This window comes from Mesorhizobium sp. 128a (genome assembly GCF_053848025.1).
The window spans coordinates 82,427-103,557 of sequence record NZ_JBSPKY010000017.1; the positions used below are offsets into that span (position 1 = coordinate 82,427).

Sequence of the window (21,131 nt, forward strand, 5' to 3'; positions counted from 1 at the left end):
TCCTGGAATTGCTTTAGCTCGCAGCTGGCGAAAGCAGCGCGTGGTAGTCGACCGTTCTCAGCTGCTCGACCCCGTCCAGCGTCATGTTGCCGGCGACATAGACGATGATCGCCAGGCCGAGCCAGCCGATCCAGCGGTATCTGGCAAGCAGCGCCGCCACCAGCGTCGAGGCGACAGCCATCAGAACCACCGACAGAATGAGGCCGAACACCAGCGCATTCATGTCATGGGCGGCAGCGCCCGCCACGGCCAGCACATTGTCCAGCGACATCGAGACGTCGGCGACGACGATCTGCAGGATCGCCGTGCGCAGCGCCTTGGCCGGTCGCACCGCCGCAAGCGCTGACCCGGCAGGGCTGGCGTCGGCCTGGCCGGCGTCCTCACTGTCACCGGCCGAGCGCAACTCCTGGAACATGTTCCAGCACACCCAGAACAAGAGCAGGCCGCCGAACAGCATGATCCCGGGGATTTCCAAGAGCTGAACGGCGATCACGGCAAAGACGACGCGGATCACCGCAGCTGCGGCAATGCCGGCGATGATCGCCTTCTGGCGCAAAGCCTTTGCCAGGCCCGCGGCCGCCATGCCGATCACCACCACATTGTCGCCCGACAGGACGAGGTTGATGGTGATGACTTCCAGATAGGCGGCGACAGTTGTCTGATCGAAGCTCATGGGCAGGCTCTCCGGAGAGGTGTTCCGGTCGGTCGTGGCGGATCGGGCGGACATCTACCCGGCCGCAAAGACAGATTTGAGTGCAGTCCTGCATCGAAACAAGACGCCAGGCGCGGCCAATCGTTCCTCGTCCACCGGATTCATCCCCAATCGTTCGGCTTGCCGGCAACAAATGGCCCCCGGAAAGGGAAGACAAAGGCGTTCCGCTTGCCTATCAATGTCGCCGACCGAAGGAGAGACTGATATGGGCAAGACGGCACTGATTTTCTGGGGCGGCTGGGAAGGTCACACGCCGGCGCGCAGCGCCTCAGTCGTCAGCGAGATATTGACCGGGCATGGCTTCGACGTGCGGATAGAGCAGGGCACGTCCGCGCTCGCCGATCCGCAGCTGTCGGCCGTCGATCTGATCGTCCCAATGATCACCATGGCGACGATCGAAAAGCCGGAGCTGCAGAACCTCGTCGCCGCCGTCAGCGGTGGATCCGGCCTTGCCGGCTTTCACGGCACCATGGGCGACAGTTTTCGCAACGAGCCGAACTATCAGTTCATGACCGGCGGCCAATGGGTCGCCCATCCTGGCGATATCATCGACTACCGTGTCGACATCACCAGCGATGACCCGATCGTACGGGGCATCGACGGCTTCGCCTACCGTTCCGAGCAGTATTACATGCATGTCGACCCGAGCAACGAGGTGCTGGCCACGACGACGTTCTCCGGCGATCATCTCGACTTCATCGACGGCGTCGTCATGCCCGTGGTCTGGAAGCGCCGCTACGGCAAGGGCCGCGTCTTCTTCAGCTCGCTCGGCCACACGGCGGATGAGTTTTCCGTGCCGCAAATGCGCACCATCTTCGAGCGCGGGGCGTTGTGGGCCTGCCGTTAGGCCTCGACGGCGCTTGCGACTGCAATCTTGCAATCAGGCTTTGCGCAGCGCTTCGGTTTCGGCAAGATGGATGCCCATTTCGACAAAGGCGGTGAGCACCGAGAACCGATCCGCCACCGCAACCCGCGCCAGTCCGGCCAGAATTCCGGCGTTGACGGCGTGGGCCGCGGGCAGCGGCCGCAGCCTTGACCCGTTGGTCTGATCGGCCGCGCCATTGACATGCCGTTGCACCGCCAGCGCGATCCAGCCGGCCGGCGTGTGTTGCCGCGCCATCGCTGCACCGGCGACAGCGGCCCGGCGGCTTGCATTGCTGGGTTCGCCGACCCAGTCCTGTACCAGCGCCAGCGTTTCGAGATCCTGCTCTTCGAGCAGTTCGGTCAGATGCCCCAGGCACTCATGGCCCCACCAGATCGCTGCCCGGTCGGGCAGGAGATAGGCACAAAAGGTGATCGCTTCCTCGGGGATGCGCCCGGCCATCAGCCGGCGGCAGAACTCGAGCGAGGGCTGGTCGGTGGGAACAGCCGTCATGTCCCGGGCAACGGCGCTGTTTGCGGCGAAGAGATCGCGTGCGGTCTGGAATCGAAGCCCATTGACCATCGCTGCTGTTGTCCTCCCCCAAGAGCAGCTATCACTCAACTCGCCTGCGAGCCGCGGGTCAAGCCTGTCGACCGCCACATGTCCATGACGTTGTTCACAGACAAACGCGCCGCGTTTTGGTATATTCCACAATCAGACCCACGACTCCGAAAAAAGGCGAAGCCGGCTTTCGGAGAGAGGGATGCAGGGTCAAACGGAAACTGGAGCCTGGCCGTCTTGGCGGATCGGGCTTTGGTGACATCGGACGCTCAGAGCAGGAGGAACCGTTATGCAGCGGGGCATTTCAGTCTTAGCGTTGGCGGCCGTGCTTTTTTCGACGCACGCTTATGCCGACCCACTTCAGAAATCGGAAGACATCGTGAAGTTTTTTGCCGGCGCGATCGATCACGGCGCGGCGCGCGGGATTTGCGTCGGCACCGAGGATGAGTGCAAAAGCAAGACCGGCCAGAAAGACAAGCCACCGGAGAAGACCGGCCTCGATATGCTGATCAATTTCAGCCTGGATTCCTCCGAGCTCGATGCCAAGGCGCGCAGCGAACTCGACGAGTTCGCCAAGGCGCTGAAGGACGACCGGTTAGCCAAGCTGTCCTTTGTCGTCGAAGGCTATACCGATGCGTCCGGCTCGGCGAACTACAATGAGGGCCTGTCGCAGCGCAGAGCCCAATCGGTGACGGCTTTCCTGGAATCCAACGGCATCGAATCCACCCGCATCACGGCGGTCGGGCTGGGCGAGGCCAATCCGCGCAATTCTGACCCGTACGACCCGGTCAATCGCCGGGTCGAGATGCGGATCAAGGCGCAGTAGCTTCGCTGGCTGCGTCCTTCGACAGCACACCTCCCTCTAGAGCGTTTCACCGTTTCACGGAAACGGAGAACCGCTCAATCTTCTTGTTTTGACGCAATTCCGGACGGAAAACCGCTCACACTTTTCTTGGAATTGCTCTAACGGCAACACCGCGCGTCCAACGGACACGCGGCGTTGTTGCTGTTTGATGTGATCGATCAGTTCTTGAGGACGCCGCCGACCGCTACGCCGGTGCCGAAAATCAGCGCCTTGGTCAGGAAATCATTGTTGTCCTGCGGCGGCGGACCTTCCTCGCGCACGACCTCGCGGTTGCGCCTTTTCTGCACGAACTGCTGTTGCCGGCGTAGCTTCTGGGCGTACTGCTTCTTGCGCGGCTTCTCCGCCACCGGCTGCAGCGTGCGTGCCTTCTGCACCACCTGTTTTTTCGGCTTGTTCACACCGGCCTGGTCGGCCTCATGTTTGGCGCGCACGGCCTCCATCATCGGATCGGTCTGGATCTCCAGGAACGCCAGCTGCTCCCGCGTCAGGAAAGTGGTCGGCGGCAGCCCATTCTCCTCTTGCCAGTCGCCGATCGCTTGCCGGGTCTTGGCGCCGATGTTGCCGTCGACGCGGCCTAGCTCATTGCCCAGCGCTTCGACGCGCAATTGCAGGTCGATGCGGCCCTGGCGATCGAGACCGATCGCGTTCTCCGTCGCCTCGGTGCCGAGCACCTTCTTCATGTCGTCCGAAATGCCGACCGATGTGCGCACGGCAGAGCCGGGGTTCGCTTCGGCAGCATCAAGCGCTGCGACCTCCCGTTCCTGTGCCTTCGGATCCTTCAATGCGTCGATGTTGAGCCGCGCCACCGTGGCGAAGCGGCCATTCGGGAACTGTTCGAGATAGGCTTCGTAGAATGGCGCGGTGTTGCGCTTCGAGGCCTCGTCCCACAGCCGCTGCTCGACTTCCCACGCAGGCGGTTCGCTGGCGACGGGGGCAGGGGCGGGCGCTGCCGTAGCGTTCGCGGCGTCGGCGGCAGGCTTTGCCTCCGGCGCGGCTTGCACTGCGGCTTTGCCGAGGAAAACCTCGCGGCCCAGCGATGCGTTGTGCCATGGCCGCTGGCGGCCTTGGGTGGTCTCGGCCACTTCGCCGCGCACCCGGGTCAGCGCGCTTTGGATCTCGACGCCGGGTTCGGTCAGGTGCCTGGCGAGCGCCGTCGAGTAGGGGCTGTCGACGCCGTTGCCGTCAAAGGCGATGGCGCCCGGGTCGGTGGCATAGGCAATCAGGATGCCGCCGGTTCCAACGCCTTCCGACTTCGGATCGATCGGTGCCAGGCCGGTGCCCAGCGCGGTCGAGCGGCTCTTCGGCATCGCGGCCGCCAGCGTCCGTGCCAGCGGATTGTCGCGGCAGGCATCGAGGATGATGACGCCGACCGCCGGGTCGGGCGGCAACGCGGCCATGAAGTCGTCGATCTGGACGGTGCGGGTCTTGAGATAGGCCGGCGATGTCAACTCGGCGTCGACCGGGATCAAGAAGTTCTTGCCATCCACCTGCATGCCGTGACCGGCATAGAAGATGACGGCCAGGTCGGCGTCGTAGGATTGCTCGGTGAACTTGCTGATCAGGCTGTGCATGCCGGCATTGTCCTGGTCGACGCCCTCGATCACCTCGAAGCCTGCATTGCGCAGCGTCGATGCGATAAGGTGCGCATCATTGGCCGGATTGGGCAACTCGACCGCATGGACGTATTTGCTGTTGCCGATGACCAGCGCGACGCGTTTGGCGCCAGGCGCCCCGGCATCCGGCGCTGCAGCCTGGACGGTGCCAAGCGCGGTCAGCATTAACAGAAAAAATCCGCTCAAAAGGACGGCAAACGCTTTCATAGGATCAGCCCTCCGCCCCAATGGGGCGCGTTATTGATGTCTGCGCATGCTTAATTCCAACAGCGACTTTGTCGCTTCTGCCAAAATGGCTCCTGGGCGTATGTGATCCCAGCCACAGTTTTGGTTCACAACGGGCCCAAAAAACCTTTGCAAATATCCGCTAATATATCATTTGCCGGCCTCAAAACCAATCGGCGCGGCGAAACCAGGCGGCCATCTGCTGAAACTACGGCTAGCCAGGCTCAAGGCCGTTCTGGAGCGGGCCGACCAGCGCCGTGATGGCCTGCTTGTATTTTTCGAACTCCGGCGATGTCTGGCGGACTTCCGTCGTCGTCTGCTGGCCTGCATCGGTCGTCGCCGGCGTGGGCAATTTGCGGCCCATTTTGCGTTCCGCCCAGTCGACGACGTAGCTGGCGGTCTTGCCGGTGAGGAACGGGTTCGCCTGGATGACGGCCGAGCCGAGCACCGCGCTCAACTGCGCCGATCCCGGCGCCGCCAGCACCTGATGCGCGCCTTCCATGCCGAGGAAATGGCAGAGATAGAGCCGGCCGGCGGTGATCTGGTGGCCGCGCGCCCTGAGATAGGCTTCGCCTTCTCTTGCCAGATTGCGCACCATCTCGCGCGAGATGGTGGCGTCGTAGCGCAGCGCCAAAAGGTCCGCGGTCGACAGCGAGCGCGCAAGCTCGGGACGATAGGTGTTCATCATCCGGATCCAGGTCTTGGAGATGAACTGGCCGGCGCCGGTCGCCGAAGACAGCGGGTTCTTCGCTCGCGCGCTGCCGCCCGATTCGACATGAACGATACGGTCGGTCAGCGTTTCGACGGCGACGTCGCCACTGCCGCTGCCGCGTGTCTCCACCACCGCGGCGCTCACGGAAGTCACAGTGCCAAGCGGGTCAATCGCCGCGCCGTTTAGGTAGAGCTCGAAATGCAGATGCGGCCCGGTCGACAGTCCGGTGGTGCCGATATAGCCGATGATGTCGCCGGCCTTCACCTTGGTGCCGACGCCGCTGGCAATGGCGAATTTCGACATATGCGCATAGCGCGTCTCGCGTCCGCCGGCATGCGCGATCTTGACCACATTGCCGTAGCCGCCGCCATCGCCTTGGAAGATGATTTCGCCGTCGAAGGCCGCGGCGATCGGCGTACCTACCGGGGCCGCCCAATCGACGCCTTTGTGGATGCGGACCACGCCCAGGATCGGGTGCTTGCGCGGCCCGAAGGTCGAGGTCATCACGCCGCTGACAGGCGTCACCATGCCATTGGTCACCGTCAGCGAGCGCACCTGATCGTCGCCGGACACGCAGGCAAACTGGCCGTCGCTCTGCTGGAAGACGAAACAGTCGAGGTTCTTCTCTGTGCCCTGCACGCCGACATAAAGCACACGTCCGTCGGTATCGTTCTTGCCGCGCGGCGTCTGCGAATAGATCAGCACCAGGCGCTGATCCTCGCTGGCAAAGGCGTCCAGATCCTGCCCGCGCGACAGATACATGATGGCTTCGCCGATGATGCCGGTCGGCACATTGTTGCGCGCCGCCGTCGAATAGATCGCGTCGAGCAGGCGGTACTGCCTTTTGTGCGTGCCTTCGGTCTCGGCGCCCGAATAGTTGAACAGGTCCTCGCGCACCCAGGGGTCGACACCCGACACGAAGGCGCCGGCGGCATTGCGCGTCAGCGTGCCGACAAAGACGTTCTTGGCATAGATCGAGACCTGCATCAGCGACATCGTCGTGGTCTCGCGTGTCGGCCTGAAGCCACGCATCGCCACGACATAGCCGGGCTGCAGGCTGTCCTTGTCGAACAGCGCCTTCAGCGCTTCGCCGGCAAGCTTTGCGTCCTCGGCGGAAAAATGCGCATCGAGCGCAACGCTGTCCAGGCTGCGGTCGTTGAGGATTTTCACGAACGTGTCCTCGGTCGCCTCGAAGCGCTGGTATTCCGAGGTCACGATGGCAACGCTGGTGTTGTTCTCGACCGCTGTCTTCTGAAAGGCGGGAAGTGCCGCTTCGCCCTCATCGATGGTCTCGCCCCAGCCGGCTTCCGGGTCATCAGCTGCCGCCGAGGCACCGGGAGCGGCCTGCGGATCAGGAGCCGGGGCGGGAGCCGCCGGAGCTTCGTCCGCGCCAGGCGAGGGTTGAAGATCGTTCTGCAGATCATTCTGCGGATCGTTGGGTTCGGCGGGTGGCGCCGCCGCGGTCTTCCGCTGTGCCTGGAAGAAGGCGAAATCCTCCTGCGTCGACGGGATGGTCGTCATGAATTTTTCGCTGGCGCTGAGCATCACGTCGGACAGCACTTCGATTTGCGGCGAGATGCCGGCCTGGTCGAGCTCCGCCGGGCGCGGCATCGCCCGTCCCTTGGTTGCCCCGCTGGCATCGGGCGCTAGCGTGATCCACATCGGGTCGCCGGCAAGATCGATGATGGCGGGCACATAGACCGATGCATCGGCCGGCACGTCGTCCGAGCCTTCGACGGCGTGCAGCTCTTCGTCTTCGTCGCCAAACGACCAGTAGTCGGCGGTGAGATAGAAACCGGTGGCGATCGCGGCAAGGACAATTGTCGCCAGGCCAGCAGCCAGCCCGAGCCAGATCCTGCGCCTGCGTAGCGCCGCCCGCGCCTGCTTCTTTGCCTTGAAGCTGGTGTCGATGCTGTGCGTCACGGCGCGCTTCCGGTCAGGAAGAAGGTCCAGCGCACCTGTTCCTGCGTGTCGACTTCGAGAAACTTCGCGGCGATATGGCCGCGCTGCCAGCATTCAGTAATACCGCGGATCGAGAACCGCCGCCGCTCGATGCACATCTCGGTGGAGCCTGCCAGGATGGCGTGGCCGAAGACATCCGTGGCGTAGATATAGATATAGCGGTTGGTCAGCTCTTCTCGGATGACGTTGACGCATTGATTGGCGCCGATGGTCCACCAGCCATCGGTCTGGTCGGCATCGTCGACCTTCTGGCCGACGGCGAGATTGACGACGTCGAGCGTCTGGTTGCAGACGGTGAATTCGGCGCGCGCTTGCCCGGTGGAAAAAAGCGCCAGCAAGAGCGTCGCAAGCGCAATCGCGGCAAGCTTCGCGCGCGCATTCAGGGCAAGCAGGACGGGATCACGGCGACGGCGTTGCATAGGCGTCCGTGCTACCCGCCGAGGCGGAAATATTTGGCGGTCGCCGAAAATGCCGAGGTCCTGGCGCCGATCTCGTCGAGGATCCTGGGCAACAGCACCGAGGCTGGCGTCGGCGTCGAGAAATCCGCCGCCTTGATCTCGTCGGGACCGGTGATCACCATGATGATCTGCGGCAGCGCCTTGCCTACCGCCTTGTCGGCGGCGCCGAGCCCGATCGGGATGCTGAAAGTCGCCTTGTCGGCTTGTGCGACAACCCGGTCGTCGAGGTTGAAGGCGATGCCCCGGTGGTCGATCAGAATCACGCTCGACACCAGCCCGCCATGCGTCACCAGCGTGCCGTCGATCGGCGAACCGTCCGGCACCGATGTCTGGTCGAGCACCAAATGCGGTCTGTCGGCCGTGCTTGCCCCCATGAAACGCAGGAAGTCGGTGATCCCGCATTGAGGCGGCTGGATGAGGCGGACGCTGATGTCCGGCTCGACCTGGAACTTGGCCTGGAATTCCTCAAGCAACTGTTCGAACGGCGGCACCGACGTGCTGAAGCCCTCGATCGCGACGCCCTTGTCGGTGGCCGATGTCACCGTCGCATAAAAACAGTCACCACCATTGAAGCCTCGTACCCAGGTGACCCGCTCCGCAGCCGCATCCGTGGTCGGCGGCACCTCCGGTTTGGGCACATTCATGGCAATGTCGGGCTCTGCCGGCTTGTCGGCCTGCTCACCGCTGGCAATATCGGGCTGGCTTGCCTTGTTGGGCTCCACGATTGGTTCCGGCGCCTGTGCGGTCGGCTCAGGCACTTGCGCCTTGGGCTCGGGCGCCGTGGGCTCGGGCGCTTGAGCGGTGGGTTCCGGCGTCGGTGCTAGGGGTTTGGGTGCCTCGGCCGTTGCTTCAGGTATTTGCGTGGTCGGCTCCGGCGCTGTCGCCTTGGGCTCTACCGGCGGGCTGACAGGCTCGGCGTTCTTCGCGGCATCGGGCTGTAACGGGCGGGATGGCGGTTGCAGCGCAACGGTCTTGTCGGTTGGTTCGGCTGGCTGCGGGGCTGCAGTGCTGGACGCGACTGGTGGCGTCGGCTGCGGCTGGACCGGCGCTTTGGCTTGATCTTCAGCCGGAGTCTCTGCTGGTTGCGGCTTTGGCTCTTCAGCCGGCGCAGTGTCCGGAGCGGGCTTGTCGGCGACGATCGGCTTTGTCAGTTCGGGTTGGAGCGGCGGTGTTTTGCCGGTATCGGTAACGGGAGGCCGGTCCCCGAATCCCACGATACCCGATGCATAGAGTCCTCCCAGCGATGCCACGACAACCGCCGCTAGCGCCGCGATCGTCAGGCTTCGGCCTGCAGCAGGCTTCGGCGGCGCGGTTGCTCGCCTGGGCGTTTCAGCAACCGGTTTCGGTTGCGACAGATGCGCCGGGCGCACGTGCGGCACGAAGGCTGGCGATGCCGTGCCGCTTGCGGGGGCCGCGCTGAGTCCTTGCGTCTGCGAACCCTCGATCTTCGAGACCGACCCGGCGGACCCGGTTCGCGGCAGACCGGGCCGGGGCGCAAGCGAGGCCGGCGGCAAGGTCGCGTCGCTGTCGTCGCGCGTCAACCGGGCGATTTCGGCCATGCTGGCCGGTCGATCATTCGGGTCGGGTTGCAGCATCGCTTCGACGATGTCCCGGAAATCGGCATCGATCCCGGAGAGATCGGGCACGGCCCGCCGTTTTTCGACGATCTCATATTGCGAGCCGCCCATGTCGATCGGCTTGCCGAGCAGCGCCGCCGCCAGCACCAGCCCCAGGCTGTAGATGTCGGACTGCTCGCTGACCTCGCCGCCATAGAGCCCGAGCTGCTCCGGGGAGACATAGTTGTATTTTCCGGCGAACTTGCCGCCGATCAGCGTCTCGCCGCCGACTGCCGCCGATCGCGCAATGCCGAAATCGATGATCTTGGCCCGCTCGACCCGGCCGCCCGGCAGGATGATGTTGTCTGGCGAGAGGTCGCGGTGGATGGCGCCGGCCTGGTGCACCGCGCTTAGGCCCGACGCCAGCCGGTGGCACAGTTTGCGCACATCCTGCGTCGCCATCGCGCCGCCGCGCATGACGTCGTACAGCGATTGGCCGTCGACGAATTCCATCGCCAGATAGGGCCGCCCTATGCCGGGGTCGATGGTGAAGACGTGATAGCGCACGACAGCGTCATGCGACAGATGGTTGAGGATCGAGGCTTCCTTGCGAAACAGCGACAGGATCGTCTGGTCCCGGGCGAATTCCGGCAGCACGATCTTGATCGCGACGTGATCTCCGGTCTGGATGTTGTGGCCGCGATAGACTTCGCCCATGCCGCCCGACGCGATGCGTTCGTCGAGCTCGTAGATGCCGCTGAGCTGCGTGCCGACGCTGGTATCCGCCATATTGGGCAAGATTCGGGTCTTGTCGTCGGAGCTCATCGGCCGTGGCCTCCTGCGCGGGACAGGCCGTTGCCCCTGTCTCCGATCTTGACCAGCACGATGGTGACGTTGTCGGTGCCGCCGCGCTCAAGCACCATGGAAAGCAGCTTTTCGCAGGCAGCCTGGGGTGCCGCCGAAAGCGCCGCGGCCGCAATCTCCGCGTCGCTGACATGCGCCGTCAGCCCATCGGTGCTGAGGATGAAAATGTCGCCGGCAAGGGTCTCTCCTTGCTGGAAGTCGATGGCGATCTCGTCGTTGACGCCGATGGCGCGCGTGATCACGTTGCGCCGCGGCCAGTTCTCGGCTTCGGCGGCGCTGATCGCCCCGCTGTCGAGAAGTTCCTGGACCTCTGTGTGGTCGCGCGAAATCTGCGAGATCGCCCCGTCGCGCACGAGATAGACGCGGCTGTCGCCCGACCACAGGCAGGCGAACCTGCCGTCCATGGCCAGCAGTGCCGCAACGGTGGAGCCGATGGTCACGCCGCGCGAGCGCGAAATCCGGCGGATCTCGGCATGGGCCCGGTTCAGCCGGTCCTCGAAACGCGCGCGCAGATCCGGTGCCGAGCTGGCGATGCCGATCGTTGCCAGATGCTCGACGATGCTTGCCGAGGCCACCTCTCCGGCCTCATGCCCGCCCATGCCGTCGGCAACCACCCAGAGGCCGATCTGCGGCTCGACCAGATAGCTGTCTTCATTGTGGTCGCGTACGCAGCCCTTGTGGCTCACGCCGTAGCTCTCAAAGGCGGCACCGCTCACTTGCCTACCCTCCGCAACGCCTTGGCTGACGTGCCTCGCCAGTCTGCCACAGGCCCATCCATTAGAGTATCGAAATCTAAGCCGCTGATGGCGGACGGTGGGGTGCCGCGGCTGTCTCTGCGCCCCGCAATCACCGATCCTGCCATGCAATTCCCCATCAGAAAGCCTTCGGACAGCTGAAGGCGGAAAGTGCCGGCAGCGTGAATGGGTTGCCGTCTTCCCCGGTCTTGATCGTGTAGGCGACATCGCGCCCGCCGATGACGAAACGCGCTTCGAGACTGTCGCCATTGGCGGTGACCTGTCCCTTGTCCAGCAATCGTTTCAACGCCCAGGGGCCGTCGAATTTGATTGCGGACTCGCGCCCCGGCAGCTCCGGCGTCAGGCTGAGACTGGCCGAACCGGTCTTGCCCGGCCACGGAATCAGGCCCGGCGTGTTGCCGGCCTGGGTTGCCTGCAGCACCTGGCCATCGATGTTGAGCAGCGCCATGTCGGCATCGCCATGCAACGACAGCGGCGTGAAGGTGATGTTGATCGACGGTACTGGGCCACCAAGCGGAAAGAAGGCGGCGCGGATTTGCGCCGCAAGCTGAAAGTTCCTGAGCGTCGATTTCGCCAGATTGCGGCCGAACTTGGTATCCTGTTTCCAGTCCCAGTCCTGGCCGCTCATGTCGACCAGCGACGCCAGGTTCTGCGCGAAGAACCGGTCCAGAACACCGCCCGGAGAGAACAATCTGGCAAAATCCGCCATGGCGACATCGTCAGTGCCGGCAGGGGCGAATGGAAAGCGTCCGGCAATCACCTCTTCGCACGGACGTCCGACCGTCTCTTCCAGCATTTCGTTGAGATGCGTGGTCGATGTTTCGGCGACGGTGCCCTCGAAATCATCCGCCGCCGCACTCACCATCCTGGCCAGCGCCTTCGGCAGCCGCGAGGCATTGGCGCGCAGCGTCGAGATCTGCAGCTGCAGATTGGCGTTGGCCTGGTCCGTCTGCGCGGGGACATCGGCCGCCAGCCGCACGCTCTGATAGATTTCGCGGAAATTCTGGGTCAGGGCATCGAGCGGCCGTTGGCCGGGCGCACCGGCCACCAAAGCCTGGAAAGACCGGAACTGGGCTTCGATATTGGCGCCGGGATCCTGGCTCTGCGTGCTCACAAATGCGGTCCCGGCCCGGCTCTGCGACTTGCGCGCCGCAAGCTCGATGCCGATGCGGGCGAGGCTCTTGGCGCGCACGGCGGCTTCCTGGTCGCTGTCCTGAGGCGCGGCCGGATTGCGCTCTTGCGTCAAAGCTGTTTCACGCGCGATCGCCTCGAACAGCTGCATCAGCGGCGAGGTCGGTGAGCCGGCTGCGGACAGCGCGAGATATTGCGGCTTGTCGGCAGTCATTGCCTTGAACTTCAACCTGTCGAGCACCTCGTTCCACGCCCCGGCAAAACCCTTGCCATAGCGATCGAGAAGCTCGGGGCCGAGCTTGAGCAATTCCTGGTCGAAGCCGCCTTGCTCGCCGCCGCTGCCGATCACCCACTGGTCATCGACCAGCGCCTGCGCCACCTTGGCCAGCTGAGCCAGATAGAAGTCGAAGCCGGCATGTGTGTAGAGACCGGGGACGCGAAGGCCGGCGAGATCGTTTCCGTCATTGCGCTCGAACAGCACCGGCGCCTCCGGGCCGGCTTTTGAGGTCACCGAAAAGTCGCTCAGTTCCGCCGCATAGGTGGCCGACTGGATGAGCGCCGTGGCGCGGTCGGCAAGCCTCATGCGACCGAGCGAGCGCTGGGCGGATTCGACCAGCGAACGGTTGAGCTCGAACGAGGGGTCCTGGTCGTCGTCGAGCGCCAGCATGGCGCGCAGATGCTTCTCCAGTTGCGCCCGCCCGTCACGATTGTGCGCGCCGGGGTAGCGGTTCTGTTCCCAGTCCCGCTTCAGCCAGGTGACGACCAGCTCGTCATCCACTTTTGGCGCCTTGCCGCCCAGCATCAGGTAGATCTTCGACGGCTCGTACAGCGCCATCGGATCGGCCATCCTGGCCTCGATCGTGCGTTCGAGCTGGAACAGCAGGCGCGAGCGGAACATCCGCTCCAGCCCCTGCCGGTAGGCGGTCTCCGAGGCGGACAGGATACGCTCACGCTGGCTGAGGCCGAACGTCGCCTTGGCCGGCGTCGGCTGGTCTTTCGCGTCATAGCCGGCCGGCAGGCTGCGCAGCGCATCGAGCGCGCCGATGACGGTTTCGAGGTCCGCATCGGAGACCGTCGTGCTTGCGAGCAGCGGGGCGGCGGTCTGGCGATATTGGCCGGCTGCCTGGCTGGTGGCGGCAATCAGCGACTTGTTGGCCGCGAAGCTCAGGCCGAGGACCCAAAGCCCGGCGATCGCTATGGCCGCGATCGCCGCCAGGCCGGCATAGCGGACGATCGTAGCCCGCCTGTCGGCTGCCTTGTCATAGGACACCCAACCGGACTCCGCGAAAATGAGGCGGCTCAACAGATCGTGCAGGAAGAAGCTTTTGCCGGTGCCGGAAAGATGCGCCTGGGCGTTCTTGCCGAAACTGCGGCCGATGCTGCCGAGCAGCTGGTCGATCGGCGTGCCTTCTTGCGTGCCGGAGGAAAAATAGAGGCCGCGCAAGGGTGCGTTCAGCTGCTTGCGCGTCGGCTCGAAGACGCCATCGAGGAAATGCACGATCCGGCCCTTCAGCGCGCCGAGCTGCGCGGCGAAGCCGAAAATGGCGATACGGGCGACTGGGTCGGTCTCAGCCTGCAGGCGCTCGCTCATCTCCTCGCTTAGGCGCTTCACCAGCGCGTCGAACTCGGCCGGGGCCTCGCCGACCATGTTCAGGCCGCGCTCGGCGGTCTGGAAGGTTGCGCCCCAGACCTGGCGCCGGCGTGCTTCATCGAAACCGCCGAAAGTCTCCATGAATCCCGAGACCAGGTCCGCCTTGGTGAACAGCACATAGACCGGAAAGCGGACCTTCAGGACCGCATGGATTTCCTGCAGGCGACTGCGAATCTCGGCGACATGGGCGGCCTGCTCGCCGTCCACCATCAGGTCGGCAAGGCTGATCGCCAGGATGACGCCATTGATCGGCTGGCGCGTCCGATGCCGCTTGAGCAGCGACAGGAATGCCAGCCAGCTTTTGCTGTCGGTCCCGGCATGCGAATCCTGCGTGGTGTAGCGCCCGGCCGTGTCGATCAGCACCGCCTCGTCGGTGAACCACCAGTCGCAATTGCGCGTGCCGCCAACGCCTGCCACCGGCTGCGCCTGGCCCGACCCGGCAAGCGGAAAGTTCAACCCGGAATTGACCAGTGCGGTGGTCTTGCCGGCACCCGGCGGGCCGATGACGATGTACCAGGGCACTTCGTAGAGGAAGTTGCGCCTGCCGCTTGACTGCCTGAGCGTGGCAACCGCTTCGCTCATGCGGGCTTCCAGCAGCTTTGCGTCGCTGCCGTCATCCTCTGCGCTGGCCATGGCGGCTTCCAGCGCTTTCTGTGCCTTGCGCCTTCGCCAGAACCTGACTGCATAAATGATCACCGCCGTTCCACCGACAAAGCCGACGATCACTGCGCGCAGCCAGACGGGGTCCAGAGGCCGGGCGCCGTCGAAGCGGATCAAGGGGCCGGCGAACCAGACCGCGGCGGCAAAGCCGGCGAGCGCGAGCGTGCTGAAGATGCGCAGCAGCCAGCCGGTCACAGCGTCTCCTCCCGCGGGATCATCACATCGACACGGCGGTTTTTGGCGCGGCCCTCCGGTGTTGCATTGTCGGCAATCGGCTCGTCCTCGCCCTTGCCCTCGACCTTTGTCCGCGACGGATCGCTGAAATGCGCCGCGATCATCTTTTCGACCGCTTGCGCCCGGGCAACGGAGAGGTCGAAATTCGACTTGAAGGCACTGGTCTTCTTCGGCTTGACGTTGTCGGTGTGGCCGACGATCCGGATCGGCCCGCGCTCGGCATTGAGAGCGGCCGCGATGCTGATGGCGACCGGTTCGAATTCGGCTTTGACGTCGGCTCGACCGGACTGGAACAGCAAGGCATTGCTGATTTCCACGACGATGAAATCGCCCTTGGTGCCGACGCTGACGCCGCCAGCTTCGATCTCCTTGCCCAGGGCGGCGCGGATGCGATCGACTTGCGCAATCGTCGTTGGTGCTGCGACGACTTTCACCTCCTCGGTCAGCGGCACGAAGGCGGCACGCTCGATGGTGACCGGCGTCGCCGGATTGAGCGCCAGCAATTCTCTCGCAACGGCCTCGCCGTCATTGGTGATGAGAACCCGCAGCGTGAAAAAGGCTGCTGTCAAAACCGCCGCCGTCGCTGCGGCGATGGCCCAGAGTGGAATTCGCGTGGAGCCTTGCGCTGACGTCAGCGACAGGCCTCGCCAGCGCGGCGAGATGTCGTCGTCACCAGGGACGCGGAAATAGGCCAGCGTCTCGTAGACGTCGCGGCGGACACGCTCCAGGCCCTCGCGCGCCTGGCCGCGATACTGGCCTTCGAAGCCGAGCGACATGCAGACATGCATCAGTTCGATGAGGTTGCGGTGCGGCTCGGGCGTCGCCAGCACCGTATTCAGCGCCTGGAAGAAGCCGGCGCCGGTGGGTTTGACCTGGAAGAAGCGCGACAGCATGGCGTGCTGCGCCCATCCATCCCGGCTGGAGCCGGGCAGGTTGGCGATGATGTCGTCGGCGGTTTCGCAAAGCACATAGCTGGCGATGCGCGCATCCTCTTCCGAAGTATCGGTCCGGGCGATCTTGCGGTCGAAATCCTCGATCAGGTCGGCGACATGCCCCGCCAGCGGCTCGGCCTGTCTTTCAACGGCCACCAGCCGCAGGTGCCCAAGCAGCATCAGCAGGGGCGCCGCGGCGGCGACGATCGGGTTGGCCGTTCCATAGTCGATGCCGTCGCTGGCGCCGAGCAGCGCATCCCACGGCGTTTTCCCCACCGCTGCGGCCGGAAACGACGGATCGGCAGATGCCTCAGTGAAAGGCGCGCCTTGATAGATCACGGTCCCCGTGACCTCGGCCTGTGCTGGCGGCTGGCGGCCGGCGTTGGGATCGAAAACCGTCGGCTCCGGGATGCCGGCAGGCGCAATCACGGTGCTGTCGGGCGCCGGCGCATCGCGCGCCAGAACCGTCTTTTGCTTGCGGCCGGTATTGGGGCGGTCGGGATTGGGGCGGCCGGGATTGGGACGGCTTGGGCGGATGACGGTCTTGCCGGCCGGATCGAAAGGATCGTCCTTCGAGCCCATCGCCGGTCCCTGCCTCTACGCGCGCGTCACGCGACGCACGGCGCCATGTCCGCGCGAACGCGGACCACAGGACGCTATCTCGCCGTGACATGACATCTGCCGCAGACCCCCGAGGTCGATCAACCGTACCCGCGTGCTCAATTGTCGTATGTGATCGTAGTCTCAGAAGGTTCCGATTGAAACCCGGCGCAATTTTGGTCGCCGGCCGGTGCCCGCATCGGCCTCATGGCAGGCGAGGTCAGCTCTTGCCTACCGGTTTCTGTTTGGCGGCCTTGGCATAGGCTTCGCTGAAATAGGTGAGGAATATGTCGAGGAGGCCGTTCTCGTGCGCTTCTTCCTTGGCCCGCCAGGTTGCGACCAGCGCGTCCCAGGCGCGAGTCTTCTTCGAGGCAAAGGAGGACGGCGGCAGTTTCTTGGCGATCGCCTCGGGCGACAAATCGTCGAGCAGCCGCGCCAGCGCCGCCTGCATGGCGGCGAAGGTGGCGAATTCATGCGTCTTGAGGTCGTGGAAGGCGTCTTCGATGCTGTGTCTGGCATCGAGATAGCCGGCCCTGCGGCGGGCAAACATGATGTCGAGGATTTCGTCCGTCCCGGGCACGAATTTCAGCGGATTGTTGTCGGCGGCGTTGATCATCGTTCGATCGCTGGTCTTGGCCAGGACCTTCGCGGCGGCGCGCGCCTTCAACAGCAGCACCAGTTCGTCAACGACGATCCGCAATACGGCGCCGATTTCGCCGGCCACCTCATGCGGCTGGCGCAGCAGGAGCACTTCCGGCGGAATTCCGGCGCCGGCGGCGATCGCGCGCAGAATCTCGTCGGCTTGCTGTGGCCGGCCGGAGACCGAAGCGGGTGGTGCGGTCGGCGACCGTGGTGCCGCGGCATGGTCCGGGAAGGATCCGGGGGGCATCTGCCGCTGCGTCGAGCCATGGCCACTATAGGCTGCGTTCCCCTCATCGATCGACACCGACACGATATAGCGGCCGATCCGGAGCCGGTCGCCCTGGGAAAGCCGGTGTGGGCCTTTCAGCCGCTGGCTCGACCCATTGACGAAAGTGCCGTTGCGCGAGACGTCGTAGAGAAAAAACGCGCCGCCTTGGTAGCGGATCTCGCAGTGCCGGCCGGAGATGAATTTGTCCGGGTCGGGCAAGGTCCAGGTGCAGTTCTCGCGCCCGATCTCGAAGCCGCGGTCGCGCGATGCGTAGCCGGGCGGCAGCCCTGCGGGCAAGACATCGACATTGCTGATCTGCAGACTGATGAACATGCGATATGGCCTGTCGACCGCTGGCGTTCCCATTGATCCGATGCGCCACAGTCTAGCAGCTTGCGGGCACTGCGGGAGAGCGGCGTTTCACACTGGCGACAGCGGCGCAAACAGGTCCTGCCTGCCGCTCGTCCTCTTTGGTCTGCCACAGAACATGTGGTAGGCTCAACACGGCCTGGGGTGGCAAGTTGCGAAATGTCCCTGAACGTGAGGTCGTTAACACAAGAAGGGCTTCGAACCTGCCACACTAGAGCCTGTTCCATCCCGACAGGTCGGGATGGGGCTCTACTTCCTTGTTTGAGCATGATCGTTTCCGAAAACCGGACCCACTTTTCGGGATCATGCTCCGGCCGCGTCCAGGAGGGGCACGACCCATGCCGAGTGAACAACGCTCCGCACTTGTGCAGACGCCGGTCGGCGCCGAACTGTTGACCTTCACGCATCTCGTCGGTCGCGACGAGATCAGCCGCTGTCTTCCCTACACCGTGGGGTTTGTCAGCACCAATGCGGATATCGATCCGCTGAAGATGCTGGGCGGCGTCGTTTCGATCGAAGGCGAGTCCGATCCCAAGCGCTGGTTCAGCGGCCTTGTCGCCGAGTTTCGTCTCACCCGCATCGAGGATCGGCTGGCCTATTACGAGGCGGTCGTCAGGCCGTGGCTGTGGTTCCTCGGCAATACCACCGACTGCCGCATCTTCCAGGACAAGACCGCCGTCGAGATCGTCGAGGAGATATTCTCCAAATATGGCGGCATCGCCAAGTTCGAGAAGCGCCTGCAGGGCTCCTATCCGCCGCGCGAATATTGCGTGCAGTACGATGAGAGCGACCTCGATTTCGTGCAGCGGCTACTCGAGCACGAAGGCATAATGTACTTCTTCGAGCACGCCGAGGGCGAGCACAAACTGATCCTGGCCGACGCCATGAGCAAGCTGAAGCCGGCGCCGGGCTACGAGACGGTGCTCTATCAGTTCGAAGGACAGGGCTCACGCCGCGACGTCGAATACATCACCGAATGGATTCCAGGCAGTGCGGTGCGCCCCGGCGCCTATGCCCACACCGACTACGATTTCGAGAAGCCCGCCGCTGATCTGATGGCCAAGTCGGCGCAGCCCTTCGGCCACAAGCAGGCCGCAGGCGAGAACTACCGCCACCCCGGCGCCCATCTGGAAGTCGGCCGCGGCGACAGTCTTGCCGCGATAAGGCGCGAGGAGATCCAGGCGCCGCACATGCGCATTGCCGCCGTCGGCACGGTGCGCGGTCTTTTCTCCGGCTGTACGTTCAAGCTCGACGGCTTTCCGCGCAAGGATCAGAACAAGGAATATCTGGTGGTCAGCGCCGAATACCGGCTTTTCGATCCGGGCTATCGCGCCGGCGTCGACACCGACGGTGAGAATTTCAAGGTCGTGCTCGGCGTGGCGCCGACCTCGGTACCTTACCGGCCACCAAGGATGACCGCTCGGCCGATCATGCGCGGGCCGCAGACGGCGACGGTGGTTGGCCCCTCCGGCGAGGAGATCTTCACCGACAAATATGCCAGGGTGAAGGTGCAGTTCCACTGGGATCGCCTCGGCAAGAAGGACCAGAAGAGCTCCTGCTTCGTGCGGGTGTCGCAGACCTGGGCCGGCAGCGGCTGGGGTTTCATCCAGATCCCGCGCATCGGCCAGGAAGTGATCGTCGATTTCATTGAAGGCAATCCCGACCTGCCGATCATCACCGGCCGGGTTTACAATGCTTCGCAGATGCCGCCCTACGGGCTGCCCGGCAACGCCACGCAGTCGGGCTGGAAATCCAATTCGTCGAAGGGCGGTGGCGGCTATAACGAGCTGATGTTCGAGGACAAGGCCGGCTCCGAACTGGTCAATTTCCAGGCGCAGAAGGACCATCACCTTCTGATCAAGAATGACCGCAACAAGACGGTGCAGCACGACCAGTCCGACCGCATCGACCACGACGCCAAGCATTCCGTCGGCCACAACCTCGACGAGGACGTCGGCAACAACAAGACGGTCAAGGTCGGCGTCGACCAGACCACCAATATCGGCAGCAATGACACTGAGACGGTTGGCAAGAACCGGTCGCTGACGGTGGGTGTCGACGAGACGATCAACATCGGTTCGAACTCCACCGAGACCATCGGCGCCAATCACACGCAGACCGTGGCGATCGTCCAGACCATCACGGTGGGCGCGGCGCGCGTCGACAGTGTCGGCGCGGCGGAGACGAGGACCGTGGGTGCCGTCCAGACCAACACCATCGGCGCGTCGCGGTCGGTGACGGTTGGTGCAGGGCAGAGCCACAGTATCGGCGCAAAGGACAGCTGGCAGGTCGCTTCCGACCAGAGCGTGCAGATCGGCGGCGGCCAGACGTTCAAGATTGCAAAGGATCAAGGGACTGATATCGGGGCTGGGCGCTCTGCCAAGATTGCCAAGGATGACGCGACAGATGTCGGAGGCTCCCGGGCGCTCAAGATAGCCAAGGGCAGCGCGGTCGAAATCGGTGAAGACGGCGCAATGAAGATCGGCAAGAGCCTGCTGATCGAGGCGGGCGACTCCATAATGATCAAGTGCGGTTCCGCGGGAATTGCTTTGAAGAAGGACGGGACGATCACGATCGAAGGAAAAGACATAACCATCGTGGCTTCGGGTGAGATTGGCGTCAAAGCTTCGAAAGACATCACCATGAAGGGCAGCAAGATCAACCAGAACTAGGACTCGCTCGCTATGACTAATACCATTGGGAAGACCAAAACCATTGAGAAGATCGAAGGCGTGGTGATCGGCGTTTTCCTGGGCTTCGGCGAGGAAGCACCGTTGGTAGTTTTCCCCGGTAACCCGAAGCAAACTGCGATTCCGGCCCGTAGTTTGACGGAACTCAACTCATCGATGATCGGAGTTGAGGTGGCATTGCTGTTTCAGGAGGGCGATCCGGGACGGCCGCTTATCGTCGGCCGGATCGTCGAGCCAGTGCGCAAGGTTGCGCCGGCACAGGTCATTCGCGATGGCGAGAGTGTGAAAATCGTCGGCGACGAGCGGATTGAACTGCGCTGTGGCAAGGCGACGATCATCATGGAAAAGGACGGCCATATCACGATACGTGGCACCTATCTGACCAGTCATGCCAGCGCCGCAAACCGTATCCGCGGCGGATCCGTGAATCTCAATTGATGCCAGTGCCTGTCCTCCCGGAAATCGTCCGTCAGCACGCCGAGATGGCGTCGTTCCTGTGGACGGTGTATGACTATCACCTGCTTCATCCAGATGAGAACCCTGAAATGGACGAGGTGCGTCTGGCGCGCCTCGTTGCAAGGATCGAGGCACATTTGGACGGCTTGAGGGTGGCCGGGCCCGAGGGGCTGGCGATCGCCACAAAAGCTTACGAGGCCTTTCCGGAAGCTGGCGAACTCTTTGTCCTGCGTATGCTCTCTGTTCCCGATCCGCCGCGCATTGCAGCACTCGACCTCGAAAAGGTGCGCGGCTACCTGGCGGCTGGACGGCGGTAGTTGCAGGCCTTTGAGGCTTTTCGCTCCCGGCAGGTT

Annotated in this window: 15 protein-coding genes; 5 read left to right on the forward strand and 10 right to left on the reverse strand. The window is 63.9% G+C overall.

Going from position 1 to position 21,131, the window contains the following annotated elements; all coding sequences use genetic code 11:
• Positions 1-13: 13 nt before the first annotated feature.
• Positions 14-673, reverse strand: a complete 660-nt coding sequence (locus tag ACWTU9_RS25120) for a YjbE family putative metal transport protein (RefSeq protein ID WP_455860651.1) — start codon at positions 671-673, stop codon at positions 14-16.
• A gap of 244 nt (positions 674-917) precedes the next feature.
• On the opposite strand from ACWTU9_RS25120, the gene ACWTU9_RS25125 reads away from it, so the two are divergent.
• Positions 918-1,559 (forward strand): ThuA domain-containing protein, encoded by a 642-nt coding sequence (locus tag ACWTU9_RS25125; RefSeq protein WP_455860652.1) that lies wholly within the window; start codon positions 918-920, stop codon positions 1,557-1,559.
• Between the two features lie 33 nt (positions 1,560-1,592).
• Here the strand turns inward: ACWTU9_RS25125 and ACWTU9_RS25130 are convergent, their stop codons facing one another.
• Complete coding sequence (locus tag ACWTU9_RS25130; RefSeq protein WP_455860653.1) at positions 1,593-2,156, reverse strand: DUF6931 family protein; 564 nt, start codon at positions 2,154-2,156, stop codon at positions 1,593-1,595.
• Between the two features lie 268 nt (positions 2,157-2,424).
• Here ACWTU9_RS25130 and ACWTU9_RS25135 point away from each other — a divergent pair, with 268 nt between their 5' ends.
• On the forward strand, positions 2,425-2,961 hold the full coding sequence (locus ACWTU9_RS25135) for an OmpA family protein (protein ID WP_455860654.1): 537 nt from the start codon (positions 2,425-2,427) through the stop codon (positions 2,959-2,961).
• Positions 2,962-3,158: 197 nt separating this feature from the next.
• Here ACWTU9_RS25135 and ACWTU9_RS25140 read toward each other — a convergent pair whose 3' ends face one another.
• From ACWTU9_RS25140 to tagH, 8 genes are all read right to left on the reverse strand, one after another.
• Positions 3,159-4,778, reverse strand: a complete 1,620-nt coding sequence (locus ACWTU9_RS25140) for a caspase family protein (RefSeq protein WP_455860655.1) — start codon at positions 4,776-4,778, stop codon at positions 3,159-3,161.
• 274 nt (positions 4,779-5,052) lie between these two features.
• On the reverse strand, positions 5,053-7,473 hold the full coding sequence (locus tag ACWTU9_RS25145) for a M23 family metallopeptidase (protein WP_455860656.1): 2,421 nt from the start codon (positions 7,471-7,473) through the stop codon (positions 5,053-5,055).
• Entirely contained in the window at positions 7,470-7,931 is a 462-nt protein-coding gene (locus tag ACWTU9_RS25150) for a DUF1036 domain-containing protein (protein WP_455860657.1), read from the reverse strand. The genes ACWTU9_RS25145 and ACWTU9_RS25150 overlap by 4 nt, the downstream gene beginning before the upstream one ends.
• An 11-nt stretch (positions 7,932-7,942) precedes the next feature.
• Positions 7,943-10,351 (reverse strand): protein kinase domain-containing protein, encoded by a 2,409-nt coding sequence (locus ACWTU9_RS25155; protein WP_455860658.1) that lies wholly within the window; start codon positions 10,349-10,351, stop codon positions 7,943-7,945.
• On the reverse strand, positions 10,348-11,106 hold the full coding sequence (locus tag ACWTU9_RS25160; RefSeq protein WP_455860659.1) for a PP2C family protein-serine/threonine phosphatase: 759 nt from the start codon (positions 11,104-11,106) through the stop codon (positions 10,348-10,350). The genes ACWTU9_RS25155 and ACWTU9_RS25160 overlap by 4 nt, the downstream gene beginning before the upstream one ends.
• A 157-nt stretch (positions 11,107-11,263) precedes the next feature.
• On the reverse strand, positions 11,264-14,782 hold the full coding sequence (gene tssM / locus ACWTU9_RS25165; RefSeq protein WP_455860660.1) for a type VI secretion system membrane subunit TssM: 3,519 nt from the start codon (positions 14,780-14,782) through the stop codon (positions 11,264-11,266).
• Positions 14,779-16,335: a type VI secretion system protein TssL, long form gene (tssL, locus tag ACWTU9_RS25170; RefSeq protein ID WP_455860661.1), complete on the reverse strand. Its 1,557-nt coding sequence runs from the start codon at positions 16,333-16,335 to the stop codon at positions 14,779-14,781. The genes tssM and tssL overlap by 4 nt, the downstream gene beginning before the upstream one ends.
• Positions 16,336-16,573: 238 nt before the next feature.
• Positions 16,574-17,596, reverse strand: coding sequence for a type VI secretion system-associated FHA domain protein TagH (gene tagH, locus ACWTU9_RS25175; RefSeq protein WP_455860662.1), 1,023 nt, complete (start codon positions 17,594-17,596; stop codon positions 16,574-16,576).
• A 374-nt stretch (positions 17,597-17,970) separates the two neighbouring features.
• Between tagH and ACWTU9_RS25180 the strand changes: the two genes are divergently transcribed.
• The 3 genes from ACWTU9_RS25180 to ACWTU9_RS25190 are packed head-to-tail and all read left to right on the forward strand — an operon-like array spanning position 17,971 to position 21,095.
• Positions 17,971-20,304 carry a type VI secretion system Vgr family protein gene (locus ACWTU9_RS25180; RefSeq protein ID WP_455860663.1) on the forward strand — a complete coding sequence of 778 codons (2,334 nt, stop codon included), beginning with the start codon at positions 17,971-17,973 and terminating at the stop codon, positions 20,302-20,304.
• A gap of 12 nt (positions 20,305-20,316) precedes the next feature.
• Positions 20,317-20,760 (forward strand): DUF6484 domain-containing protein, encoded by a 444-nt coding sequence (locus ACWTU9_RS25185; RefSeq protein ID WP_455860664.1) that lies wholly within the window; start codon positions 20,317-20,319, stop codon positions 20,758-20,760.
• Positions 20,760-21,095 (forward strand): hypothetical protein, encoded by a 336-nt coding sequence (locus tag ACWTU9_RS25190; protein WP_455860697.1) that lies wholly within the window; start codon positions 20,760-20,762, stop codon positions 21,093-21,095. Before ACWTU9_RS25185 ends, ACWTU9_RS25190 begins: the two co-directional genes overlap by 1 nt.
• Positions 21,096-21,131: the final 36 nt, after the last annotated feature.